The sequence below is a fragment of the Terasakiella sp. genome (genome assembly GCF_048267425.1).
Classification (GTDB): Bacteria; Pseudomonadota; Alphaproteobacteria; order Rhodospirillales; family Terasakiellaceae; genus Terasakiella.
The window spans coordinates 1-13,264 of sequence record NZ_JBLWXN010000007.1 but is presented as its reverse complement, the minus strand read 5'-3'; the positions used below and the strand labels follow the sequence as shown (position 1 = coordinate 13,264).

Annotated in this window: 8 protein-coding genes and 1 tRNA gene; 5 read left to right on the top strand and 4 right to left on the bottom strand. The window is 47.3% G+C overall.

The window, feature by feature from the left end; all coding sequences use genetic code 11:
* Window positions 1–126: 126 nt before the first annotated feature.
* The 3 genes from ACN0VA_RS11675 to carA are packed head-to-tail and all read right to left on the bottom strand — an operon-like array spanning window position 127 to window position 2,345.
* Window positions 127–873, bottom strand: a complete 747-nt coding sequence (locus tag ACN0VA_RS11675; RefSeq protein WP_417821327.1) for a hypothetical protein — start codon at window positions 871–873, stop codon at window positions 127–129.
* Window positions 874–877: 4 nt separating this feature from the next.
* A complete protein-coding gene (locus ACN0VA_RS11670; RefSeq protein WP_417821326.1) occupies window positions 878–1,150 on the bottom strand; it encodes a hypothetical protein in 273 nt (90 codons plus the stop codon).
* Window positions 1,151–1,154: 4 nt separating this feature from the next.
* Window positions 1,155–2,345, bottom strand: a complete 1,191-nt coding sequence (gene carA / locus ACN0VA_RS11665) for a glutamine-hydrolyzing carbamoyl-phosphate synthase small subunit (protein WP_417821325.1) — start codon at window positions 2,343–2,345, stop codon at window positions 1,155–1,157.
* A 237-nt stretch (window positions 2,346–2,582) separates the two neighbouring features.
* On the opposite strand from carA, the gene ACN0VA_RS11660 reads away from it, so the two are divergent.
* The 4 genes from ACN0VA_RS11660 (at window position 2,583) to ACN0VA_RS11645 (ending at window position 7,369) form a co-directional block, all read left to right on the top strand.
* Window positions 2,583–3,038 carry a GatB/YqeY domain-containing protein gene (locus tag ACN0VA_RS11660; protein WP_417821324.1) on the top strand — a complete coding sequence of 152 codons (456 nt, stop codon included), beginning with the start codon at window positions 2,583–2,585 and terminating at the stop codon, window positions 3,036–3,038.
* Between the two features lie 104 nt (window positions 3,039–3,142).
* Window positions 3,143–5,041 carry a DNA primase gene (gene dnaG, locus ACN0VA_RS11655; RefSeq protein WP_417821323.1) on the top strand — a complete coding sequence of 633 codons (1,899 nt, stop codon included), beginning with the start codon at window positions 3,143–3,145 and terminating at the stop codon, window positions 5,039–5,041.
* A 107-nt stretch (window positions 5,042–5,148) separates the two neighbouring features.
* On the top strand, window positions 5,149–7,218 hold the full coding sequence (gene rpoD, locus ACN0VA_RS11650; RefSeq protein WP_417821322.1) for an RNA polymerase sigma factor RpoD: 2,070 nt from the start codon (window positions 5,149–5,151) through the stop codon (window positions 7,216–7,218).
* A gap of 74 nt (window positions 7,219–7,292) precedes the next feature.
* Window positions 7,293–7,369, top strand: a tRNA-Ile gene (locus ACN0VA_RS11645).
* Between the two features lie 32 nt (window positions 7,370–7,401).
* Here ACN0VA_RS11645 and ACN0VA_RS11640 read toward each other — a convergent pair.
* Window positions 7,402–7,581, bottom strand: a complete 180-nt coding sequence (locus tag ACN0VA_RS11640) for a hypothetical protein (protein WP_417821321.1) — start codon at window positions 7,579–7,581, stop codon at window positions 7,402–7,404.
* A 392-nt stretch (window positions 7,582–7,973) separates the two neighbouring features.
* Here ACN0VA_RS11640 and ACN0VA_RS11635 point away from each other — a divergent pair.
* Window positions 7,974–13,264 (top strand): S8 family serine peptidase (locus tag ACN0VA_RS11635; RefSeq protein WP_417821320.1); only part of this gene is annotated, 5,291 nt, incomplete at its 3' end.

Here is a 13,264-nt window from a genome sequence, read left to right as displayed (position 1 = left end):
TCACCTCTGCCAGTACAGCAAAAAATGACATCCATTCTCACCCTGTCATCCCCGCGAAAGCGGGGATCCAGAAATATCTCCATCGCCATCCCAAACGGGATTCCCGCTTTCGCGGGAATGACGCTGTTAAGTTAAAGAAGTGATATAAGCAATTACTTTCTTGGCGAGCTCACCTAACGCAGCTTTCCCAAAATGATCAGCTATATACTTCACAACTCTTAAAACAAAATCAATCAACACGTTTATAGAAGCTTGGGGAGCTTCTAATACCTTCTTAGAGGCTTCAAGCTCCGCTAAATGCTGTTCACGTTCTTCAGAAGTAATATCTATATCGTTCGCCTCTTTTACCTCTTTATAAATCGTATCAATCGCTTCAACAGCTTCTTCATATGCAAGGCTATTATGGTCTAAGGAAACTGTTCTATCAGATGCTGGAAGAGATTCCTTCATACCACTGCGACATTCTCCAACAGATTCCCACAGCCAGCTATCTCCAAGCAATTTCCACAAAGATGCTATCGAATGTCTATTCTCATATTCTTCATTTAATGCTGCTGTAGCTGATTCAAAATTAGCATTATACCTTGTCTTAGCATGCGGAGTACGAATTGCACCGATAATTCCTTTTGAAACAAGACGTTCAAATGCATTATTCCATTCTTTTAAGGTAAGTAGCGTATAATATTTTTCATTACCTTCGTCATCAAACACTGTTTTATTGAGTGCATGATAAAAATGATCTGACGTATAAATCCGTGTTTTCTTGCTAAATTGACCGAGAAATGCATCCCTTTCGATTTGTTTCAACAATATAGCTTCAGCATAATCTCCCACAATCCAAGATTTATTATGTTTATTAATTATACTAACCACCCCGCTACCTCCCTAAATACCCAGCCAGATCCAACCCGTGCAAGGTTATGGAGGCCATGAACGGAGGCGTCGGGGCGACGTGGAGTTCATGGTCTTCCAAAATAACCGCACCAGCATCGCAGAGTTCTTCGAGCCAGTCGGCAAGCTCGCTCACATCGGAAAAGCTTACCAAAAATTCATCACAAATTTCTTCCACATTTCGAAACACCCCACCCGGCAACTGGTCATCCTGTGCCAGTGCGTCAAGCAGTTTGGTTGCGAAAGGTGAAAGAGACATGGAATTATTTCGCCTTACCCATCATTTCGACAAAACGGTCGAATAAATAGTGGCTATCCTGCGGCCCCGGCGAAGCTTCGGGGTGGTGCTGCACGGAAAAGACCGGCTTATCATCCAGCGCAATCCCTTCAATCGTTTTATCAAACAGGGAACGGTGGGTGACTCGCACGTTTTTCGGCAAGGTTTCCTCATCCACCACAAAGCCGTGGTTCTGTGAGGTAATTTCCACCTTGTCGGTGTCCAGATCTTTTACCGGATGGTTGCCGCCGCGATGGCCCAAATGCATTTTGTACGTCTTCGCACCAAGGGCAAGGCAAGTCATCTGGTGTCCCAGACAAATGCCAAACAACGGCTTGCCACTGTCCATCACCTTCTGGATCATCGGGACGGCATATTCACCTGTTGCTGCCGGATCGCCCGGACCATTGGATAAAAACACCCCATCCGGGTTGTAGGCGAGAATATCATCACCGGATGTATTGCCCGGAACCACCGTCACGCGACAGCCTGCGGCTGCGAGACAGCGCAGAATATTGCGCTTGGCACCGAAATCAACGGCAACAACATGGAATTTCGGATCGGCCTGTTTGCCGTATCCTTCGCCCAGTTTCCAGACGCTTTCGTCCCATTCATAAGCCGTGTTGCACATGACATCTTTCGCCAGATCCATCCCTTCCAGACCGGGGAAGGAATTGGACATGGTGTTCAACGCGTCCAGATCAATATCCTGTCCAACAGGCAAGTGAATAATCGTCCCGCCCGGTGCGCCGTTATCGCGGATATGACGTGTCAAACGACGGGTATCCACCCCACTGATCCCAACCAGATTGGAGGCTTTCATCCAAGCATCAAAATGTTCGGCTGCGCGGAAGTTGGCCGGTTCCGTAATATCAGCCCGCAAAATACAACCGCGTGCTGCCGGTTTGGCTGTTTCAATATCTTCGGCATTCGTGCCCACATTCCCGATATGCGGGAAGGTAAACGTGATAATCTGCCCGGCATAAGACGGGTCAGTCATAATTTCCTGATAGCCGGTGATGGAGGTGTTAAAGCAAACTTCGCCGATGGCGACACCTTCCACACCAACACCTTTCCCCCAGAAAACGGTTCCATCTGTCAATACCAGCGCGGCATTGGCATCCTGGGGACGGGCTTTAGGCGGCATAGGCGCGACGGGCGCTTGTGTCTGCGACATATCGACGTGTCCTTCATCTACAAAGAGCTATTTAAATCGAGTCTTGCCCAAATGGCTGTGCATCAGCGCATAGGCAAATTGGCGCGTTGATAAAGAAATCTTACACTGGCGTCAAGGGGAAGTCTAAAATAAAATTTATTGTTATTTTTCAATAGCTTACAAAAAAGTAATTTATTGCTTTTTCCAATGAATTGCGATAAGTTTCTTGCTTCCCTGAAAACAAGAGATATCAAGGTCATGCTTCGCGAGCAGATTAAATCCGCCTTAAAAGAGGCGATGATAGCTAAAAACACGCATAAAGTTTCCACCCTGCGCCTTATTATGGCCGCCCTGAAGGACCGCGACATTGCGGCCCGGACTCAGGATAAACCAGACGGGGTCGGTGAAGACGAAATCCTCGCTATGTTGCAATCCATGATTAAGCAACGGCGCGACAGTATCACCATGTATGAAAATGGTGGTCGTCTCGAACTGGCAGAACAAGAAGCTGCTGAAATCACCATTATCGAAGGCTTCCTTCCCAAGCAATTGAATGAAGACGAAATCGCAAAAGTGGTTGATGAAATCATTACCGAATTGGGGGCAACCAACTTAAAAGACATGGGCGCAACCATGAAAGCCTTGCGTGATCGCTATGCCGGGCAAATGGATTTTGGCAAAGCCAGCGCAATTATTAAAGAGCGCCTCGCCTAAACAACGTGCATTTTGAAAACGGCCCCTTCTCAAATATAAGGGGTCGTTCTATGTGAAAAGCATACAGCCCTTCGCATATTTAAAAGGACGGACAATAGAATAAGATGGCCATCCCCCCCGGATTTCTTGACGAACTAAGAAACCGCATCTCCGTTTCCGAGATTGTCGGCAAACGGGTCAAGCTTATCAAAAAAGGGCGCGAACATTCCGGCCTCTGTCCGTTCCATAACGAAAAGTCACCTTCCTTCACCGTCAATGACGACAAAGGGTTTTACCACTGCTTTGGCTGTGGTGCCCACGGGAGTGCGCTCGACTTTCTAATGAATACCGAAGGGTTAAACTTCCCCGAGGCGGTCGAACGACTGGCGGTTCAAGCCGGCATGGAGGTCCCCCAAGACACGCCCGAACAGCGCGAACGGGTAGAACGGCGCAACACCCTTTACGACGTGATGGAAGCTGCTTGTGCCTATTATGAAAAAATGCTCCGTATGCCGGAAGGGAGCATCGGCCTTTCCTATTTTCGGGAACGCGGGCTCAGCGAAGAAACCATCAAACATTTTCGACTCGGCTATTCACCAAACGTCCCCGGCGGATTAAAAGCAGCGTTAACACGCCAAGGCATCGAAGAAAGCTTGATGATTGAAGCCGGTCTGCTTATTCAACCCGACGATCCAAATCGAAAAGCCTATGAACGCTTTCGCGAACGTGTCATGTTCCCCATTACAGACCGACGCGGCAAGGTCATTGCCTTTGGCGGACGTATTCTGGGCGATGGTAAACCAAAATATTTAAACTCCCCCGATACCCCACTGTTTCACAAAGGGACCATTCTTTACGGCTTGGCTCAGGCCCGCGAAGAAGCCTACAAAAAAAATAAAATCATTGTGACCGAAGGCTATATGGATGTCATCGCGTTGGCCCAAGGCGGTTTTCCCAATGCGGTTGCCCCCTTGGGAACAGCCTTAACCGAAGAACAAATACAGCTTTTGTGGAAAATGAGTAAAACCCCACTGCTTTGCTTCGATGGCGATGCGGCGGGACAACGCGCCGCCCTGCGCGGTGCCGAACGCGCCCTGCCCCACCTAAAAGCGGGATATTCCTTACATTTCGTCCACCTTCCTGCGGGTGAAGATCCCGATAGCCTGATCCAGAACGAAGGCCGCGCCGCCATGCAAAGCGTCCTGGACAGCGCCATTCCCTTATCCGAACTTTTGTGGCGAACCTGTGTAGAAGGCATAAATCTGGAAACCGCGGAAGATCGTGCTGTTTTAGATGATAATTTAAAAAAACATGCCTTCCAAATTCAGGACGAATCGGTACGGAACCATTTTATTTCGGCTCTTAAAGACCGGATGTGGAAAGAAATTCGCGCTAAAAAAGACACAAACTCTTTCCAAAAACGCCGCGATTGGAAAAATGTTGAAAAAAATCACCACACGCATTTGGAAGCAAAAAGCAGCTTAAATACAAAAATAGACGCACAAAAATGGCGGGAGTCCTTGCTTATTGCCGCCGTTATTCTTCATCCACACGTTATGGATGAGGTTGGCGAACGTTTAGGGCTGTTGATTTTCCAAAGCGATTCGCTTGACAAACTTCGTCAGGAAGTTTTAAAGACCGTCGATGGGGATTTAGGCCTTGATTCACGCATGCTTCAAAGTCTCCTCAGAAAAAATGGGTTTTCAGAACCACTAGACGATCTACTTGGTAAATTTCACGCTCCGAATGGCGGAAGGTTTATTGGGCATGAGACTTTTTTGCATCCTGATCGCCCCATTGAAGATGTCCTTCGCGGATGGGAAGACGCCTACCGGCTATATATGCAGGAACGCGACCTGGCTGCGGAGTTCAAAGAACTGAAACGTCGCCTAAAGGAAGAAATGAGCCCACAGGTTCTAAGTCAATTTCAGGCTTTGCAAAAACTGATGGGTAAGGTTGATACCGACGAAACCGAGGCACAAAACGGTTCTTACAAGCTAAATGAAGAAGATTTGTTTGATTAACGCTCTTTACATATTTGTCGCGCATCTTACCTAAGGAGTCTCCACTTCTTACTTATTTATAAGAGAGCGTTGGATTTTAAAATTTATTGAGTTTCACGGGGAATCGCATGTCTGCGAAAGCTGCAAATACTACCGAAGCAAAAACCAAACAAGAAGAAGGCGGTGACGGCCCACTTCTTGATTCCCTCGGCGCCGCCGTTAAAAAAATGCTCGCCAAAGGCAAAGAGCGCGGCTTCATCACATATGATGAGTTGAATACCGCTCTGCCACCAGACAAGATGTCGTCTGAGCAAATTGAAGATACCATGTCCGCTTTGTCCGAGATGGGGATTAATGTCGTCGATAATGAAGAAGTCGATGAAGATACCCCGGCGGAAGAAGAAGACGAAAAATCAGGAAATATCGACGAAAACGACACCGGGCGTACAGATGATCCGGTGCGTATGTATCTGCGCGAAATGGGCAGCGTCGAACTTTTATCACGCGAAGGCGAAATTTCTATCGCCAAGCGGATCGAAGCTGGTCGCGAAATGATGATCGGCGGCATTTGCGAAAGCCCGATCACAATCCGCTCCATCATCGAATGGCACGATGCGCTGATTAACGGTGACATTCTCCTGCGCGATATTATTGATCTGGAAACCACATATGGCGGTGGCCCCAATACCGAAGAAGTCGCTGCTGCTGAAGACGTCGATGCCGACGTCGCTGACACCGAGAGCCTAACGGCAGATATCGACAACAGTGACGATACGGACGACGACGACGAACCTGAAATCGAAGCCCCCGAAGGCGTTGATGCCGGCTCTGATGACGACGATCTTTCCGACGAGGAAGACGACGAAAACAGCGAAGAAGGTGAAGGCAGCGATGACGATTCCAATAACGACGAAAACGGGGACGAAAACAATGTCTCTCTCGCCGCTATGGAAGAGCAAATCTTGCCACAAGTTGTCGAGACATTCGAAAAAATCGCCAAGACTTACGACAAGATGCATAAGGCTCAGGAACAACGCCTCAGCACGTTAGGGAAAGGTGAAAAAGTCTCTTCTACAATTGAACGTCGCATTGAAAAATTGCGTCACGAACTCGTGGAATTGATGGAAGGTGTTCACCTGAACAACAGCCGTATTGAAGAACTGATGGATCACCTTTACGGTCTCAATAAAGCCTTGATGAACTGCGAAGGTCGGCTGTTACGTTTGGCGACAGGCTGTCGTGTTTCACGTGCAGACTTCCTCAAACAACACTACGGCCATGAGCTTGATCCCAACTGGCTGGAACGCGTTTCTGAACTGCCGGCTAAAGGCTGGCAGCGGTTTGCAGAACGCCATCACGAAGAAATTGTTCAACTGCGTGATCGTATGACACAAGTTGCTGGTGAAGTTGGCCTACCGATTCAAGAATACCGCCGTATCGTTTCCACCGTTCAAAAAGGTGAACGTGAAGCCAACCGTGCCAAAAAGGAAATGATCGAAGCCAACTTGCGACTGGTTATTTCCATTGCTAAAAAATACACCAACCGCGGCTTGCAATTCCTCGATCTTATTCAGGAAGGCAACATTGGCTTGATGAAAGCCGTCGATAAATTTGAATACCGTCGCGGTTATAAGTTTTCAACCTATGCCACATGGTGGATCCGTCAGGCGATTACCCGCTCTATCGCCGATCAGGCCCGTACCATCCGTATTCCGGTTCATATGATCGAAACCATCAACAAACTTGTGCGCACATCGCGCCAAATGTTGCATGAAATCGGTCGCGAACCCACACCGGAAGAACTGGCCGAAAAGCTGTCCATGCCACAGGAAAAAGTTCGCAAGGTTTTGAAGATTGCCAAAGAGCCGATCTCTCTTGAAACCCCCATCGGGGACGAGGAAGATAGTCACCTGGGTGATTTCATCGAAGATAAAAACGCCGTTCAACCGTTGGATGCGGCTATTCAGTCCAACCTGCGGAATACAACAACACGTGTCCTGTCCTCACTGACACCGCGTGAAGAACGTGTCTTGCGCATGCGTTTCGGTATCGGGATGAACACGGATCATACCTTGGAAGAAGTCGGCCAACAGTTCTCCGTTACACGGGAACGTATCCGACAAATTGAAGCCAAAGCCCTGCGTAAGCTTAAGCACCCAAGCCGCTCACGCAAACTGCGCAGCTTCCTAGATTATTAAACGATAAAAATCGTCCTTCTAAGACTTGACGTGGCGTGAGTTTCCTTTAAATTCACGCCACTTGTCTTTGGTAAGGGGCAGTAGCTCAGTTGGTTAGAGCCGACCGCTCATAACGGTCTGGTCGGGGGTTCAAGTCCCTCCTGCCCTACCACCCATCCCATTTTCCTTTGTGGAATATTATTATTAAACCATATATGGTTTGGATTTAGGTTTTGCCGCAGCCAACAAATCATCGTTAATGATGCCTTGATTTGCCAAAGTCTCACCAAGCGCTGCTTCTGTTGGGCCCTTGTTTTGTTGAAACTTCATTAACCCATCAATCATACCCATATCAGGGATATCAGTGATGCTAAAATATGGCACTTGATAGTCACCTGTTTGTGCCAAAGCTAATTTGGTTTTTTGGGTGAGATTTATCGTACGCGTTCGCTTCGCTCTCTGCGCCGTTGCCTTCGGCCGAACTATAGACAAAACGCGAGCATCGTCACGCTTTGCGCACTTCAGGTTATGGAACGGTTTAACTTACTGATAATAATTTGTTTTTATTAATTAATTTCACTCCTAAGGACACATATGTGTAATTCATAATAATTGCAAAACGGTCCTAATACTTTACTAGTCACTTATAAGGCAAACATCCCTTATAAGTAGAAAATAATCAATTATGTGATCGTAATCACTTTCAAAACCAACTCAAAGAGTCTAAACTCTCGTCAAAACGGCAAAATCCAATGCCTAGTTGAGGGAGAAGTGTTATGTGGGGTAGCAACACAAATTGGATTAGTGCTATTGAAACTGGCGCGATCATTCCTGAAAAGGCATACGATAAAAGCGACCGCATTGAAAAAGAAAAGACCAAAAAAAAACGCAATTCGGGCAAAGGAAACTTACGTACAAGTGCGTCAAAACTTGAGGGATTATTACATCAACTCGCGCTCAATGATGATTCTGTCTTTACCCGTTTCTCTGCCGAACCAACCTATATCCCGAATGACTCAAGTCTATTCCTGCAGTGGCACCTGAAAAATACAACAACCAACATTGACATTAATGTCGAGGATGTCTGGAACGACTACACAGGCGCTGGCGTAAAGATCGCCATTCTTGATGATGGCGTCGAATACACCCATAAGGATTTGGTAGCCAATTATGATACCACGCTGGATCTCGACGTCTCAGGAACGACAACGAACGATGATGATGCCATGGCCGAGACAGGTGATCGACACGGCACCTCTGTCGCCGGAATTATCGCCGCCGATGATAACGGGGTTGGCGGAGTTGGTGTCGCCTATGACAGCACCATCGCCGGGATCCGCCTAGACATCAACTACCTGACTATTCGAGACTTGGTAAACAGTTTCAATCACGCCGCCAATTTTGATGTGATGAATAACAGCTGGTCAATGAGCTCTTCTTATTATGACAAGTTGGATGGCGGCTTGTTTCTTCCTGTCGGTGTCGCCTTACAGAATACGGTGGAAACGGGACGGGATGGTCTGGGGACTTCAATCGTCTTTTCCGCAGGGAACTCAAAACAAACGGGCGACAACGTCAACAATCATGGTCTTCAAAACTCACGCTATACTATTACCGTTGGCGGGATTACACATAACGGCACATCGGCCTTTTACAGCACACCTGGTGCGGCTGTGCTGGTGAGCGCGCCCAGTGATAGTATTTACACGACGGATAGAACCGGGACTGAGGGCTATGCTGCGGAAGATTACACAGCTTCATTCGGTGGCACCTCTGCTGCGGCCCCCATGGTTACAGGCATCATCGCGCTCATGTATGAGGCCAATCCCTTGCTTGGCTATCGCGATGTTCAGGAAATTCTGGCCCTGTCTGCCCGTCAAACCAAAGCCAGCAATCCCGAATGGACCGAAAACGGTGCTGGCAACTGGAACGGCGGCGGCATGCATGTCAGTCACGACGTCGGCTTTGGCCTTGTTGATGCCTATACAGCTGTACGTCTGGCTGAAAGCTGGACGATGCAAAACACGGCTCATAACGAAGAAATAGCAAGTGTCAGTGGCACAGCGCAAAGTCTTGCTGCGGGTGCGATCAGTACAATAACCTTGTCCGTCGGCATACATCTGGATATCGACCAAATCGAACTTAACACAATCATGAGTAGCGTTAGCTATTTCTTAAACACACTCACCATTTCGTTGACGTCGCCTGATGGCACAACCAGTATACTGGCACAAAACGCCAATACTGATCTCAACGGACTTGATTGGGGTTTTACCTCGACCCATCATTGGGGCGAAGACGCCTATGGCGACTGGACGGTGACTTTCGAGAATACAGGAACCTCTGCGATTGATCTGTCTGCAATCGACCTGAACCTATATGGCGACGCAACCGACGACGATATCTACGTCTACACCAAAGAATTTTCCGACTTCGCAAATGCCGAACGCACCATTCTGGGCGATACGGATGGCGGCAATGACACCATCAATGCCGCTGCGGTGCTCTCAAATTCAACGATTGATCTAAACGCGGGCGCTGTGAGCACAATTGACGGCCGATACGTTTTGTTATCCGCTGGCACGGTAATCGAAAACATCACTAGCGGCGACGGCGACGACACGTTGATTGGTAACGAACTTAGCAACACACTATCTGGTGGCCGAGGCGATGACACCTTGATCGGCAACGCCGGTGATGATGTGTTGATGGGCGGCAGCGGCAATGACACAGCCTTATTTAGCGGCCTACACACCGACTATACAATCAGTGAAAATAGCGACGGCACCTATTTAGTCACGGGCAATAACGGCAGTGACATTTTGCGCGATATTGAGTGGCTACAATTTGATGATAGGGTTTACGACATCAAGTTACCATGGGGCATTAATCAAGCCCCTATTGGAACCACCACCGAAATTTCTGCAAATGAAGACTTGACTGTAAGTGGCATACTTGAAGCTGTTGACCCAGAAGGTAACTCTTACACCTTTTCTCTGGTTGCAGTACCTGAAAGTGGCGAATTAACAATCAATTCAGACGGTAGCTTTGAATATAATCCGCTAAATGCTTTTGAGTCACTCGCGGAAGGAGATAGCCAAACTCTAACTTTCACATACAGAGTTACTGATGAATTTGGAGCCTTTCGCGATGTTGAGGCACACATCGTCATTGCAGGACAAAACGATGCCCCCATAATAGAAATAGTCCCATTTAACCAAGATGTCAGCGCAGACAACACGACAATTTTGTTTGATGAAAATTATGTTAAGCATTCCGAAATTGCTGAACTTTCCAACGGCAACGTTGTCATTGTATCAAGTGGCAATTTACCGCAAGAAAACGCCGATGACGTGAAATTCAAAATTATTGATAGCGACGGAAATACAGTTAAGGAACTTTCTTTGCTTTCAGAAACCTTGGCCGGATCTCAACGTAATGCCCGAGTAGTGGTATTCCCTGATGGCCGTTGGATGGCAATTTGGCAAGATGCCAATCAGTCAGCGTTTTATGCTCGAACCTTCTCTGACGATGGCACACCCTTGACTGGGGAGTTCTGGCTAACCGATACGGATTATCTTGATCCTAGCGTTATAAAATATGTTGACCCTGAAATCACTTTGCTGAGTGATAACAAAATTGCCCTGTCCTGGCGAAGTAATTCAGATGCTGCACATATGCAGATATTTGATGATTTGGGCACTGCACTTACATCTGATACTGCGCTTACCAATACGGGTTTCAGGACCTCCCTATCTTCAGAAGTCGTAGAACTCGCAAATGGGAATTTGTTAATTTCAACAAGTGGTTACGATGATACCGTTGACAATAACGGTTACAAATCGTTCCTGCAAATCTACAATCCCAATTTGGAGCCGACATTTGCAGCTCGCGAAATCTTTGCGCAAAATGGCATCGGGATCTCGGACCTCCAATTAACAAAGCTGGCGAACGGTAATATATTGGCTTCATGGCTTGAATACATGGACCTCTCCCTCAGGAGTCATAGCTATATCCAAGTTCTGGATAGTTACGGGAACCCAATAAGCCCCGCCCAACAGTATGACGGCGGATATATCCTAGCACATCCAGATAATGGTTTTACCACTTATTTCAACCAACTTCAGGGGGACGATATCCTCTTCAGGCTTCAACGCTACGACGACCAGGGACAAGCAACAGGCACACCAGAAGTCTTAAACCTTGGGCCAAGAAGTGACACCAGCTCCATTTCGGATGCATTAATTACCAAAGACGGAACTTTAATAACTATCAGCGATCATTTGAACCTGAATTTAACAATAACAAAAGAATATATTTCAACCAAGCTAACCTTCAATATCTCGGATATTGATAGCACTCAATTGCATTCAGCTGAAATCGTAATTACTGGTGCATATGAAGTGGGAGAAGATACCTTGACTCTCGCTTTGTCCAATGCGACGTCGATTTCTCAGAATTTTGTTAGCGAAACAGGAACATTGTATTTAACCGGCATTGCATCAATCGAAGAATACAAAGCCGCTATTCAGTCCATTCGGGTTCGCAGTCTGATTGATGGCGTGAGAACCATATCAGTCCGTGTAAACGATGGGGCTGGATCTGCTGCAAATTCCAATTGGAAAAGCATTGACATACATACTGTTCCTGCAGAAAACACGGCTCCACAGACGCAAACCGACAACCTTGATGTTGCCGAAGATTTTGCCATAAACGGTGTATTGTCGGCAATAGACTTGGACGGCGATGCATTAAGTTTTGCACTCACAGATGCACCTACAAAAGGAACACTCTTAATCAACGACGATGGCTCTTATAGCTATAATCCTCAAGGCGCATTTGAGAGTTTGGCTGAAGGTGAAACTGAGATCTTAACTTTCAGCTACAGTGTGAGTGATGGCATTGCAACTGTTACCCAAACTGTAACAATCACTGTAACGGGCGCAAATGACGCTCCAATAGTGTCGGTGAATGATTTTACCGCCCTAGAAGATTCCTCTGTCAGCGGCACTTTAAGTGCGACAGACATTGATGGAGACACTTTAACTTTTTCCCTTGTTGAAGCACCCGCAAAAGGCTTTCTCTCCATAAATGCTGATGGCACCTTTGTTTTTGACCCCTTCAAATCCTTCGAGGCATTAGATATTGGCGAGACAGAGACTCTGGAATTCACCTATAGTGTTAGCGACGGCATTGATACCATTTCAAAAACTGCGGCAATTACGGTCCTAGGCAACAATGACGCGCCAGTGATTACTTTACAAAATAGCGATGCAGAAATTACTTCCGAAAGTACGCTCAACGCCTACACATCGGGCAACCAACGCAACGGCAAAATCATTCAATTAAATGATGGTCGTATGTTGGCAACCTGGACAGGCGCAAGCGAAACAAGCGCAAGCAGCGTTATGGGGCAATTGCTCAATGCTGACGGCACACCAATTGGGGGAAACATCCAGTTTAACGCTGGGGCAGGCTTTGACCAAAGCAACCTTACAGTCACTGCACTCTCCGATGGCGGTTTTCTTGCCGTTTGGGGCGAGGATGTTTTAATTTATACCTCGAAAATCCAAAACGTGGTTGCCCGCCGATACGATGCAAACGGACAGCCTGTAGCAGAACAATTCACAATTAACCAATTTCAGTTGTCCGCAAGTATGCAGGTTGCCCCTGATATTGCAGAACTCGCCGATGGTCGATTTATCGTAACCTGGGAAAGTGCTGGTAATCCTGACGATACAAGCGGAGACGGGGTGTCTGCAAGATTCCTAGATCAATTCGGTGGCGTCATTAGTGAAGAGTTTACGCTGAATAGCAGCACCTATAATTCGCAAAGCATGGCCCAAGTCGTTGGGTTGGATAACGGTGGCTTCGCAGCGGTGTGGCACACAACCGACAGTTCCAGCGTCAGCCCAATCAAGCTGCGCTACTTCGACAGTGATGGCAATGCAACAACGCCTGAACTGGACGTTACACAAAACCCGACCAGCCAACAAATGCCGTATGAGTTGACCAAGCTGAGCAACGGCAACTTCATCATTTCATGGTATGGACAGAACGTTCCGGG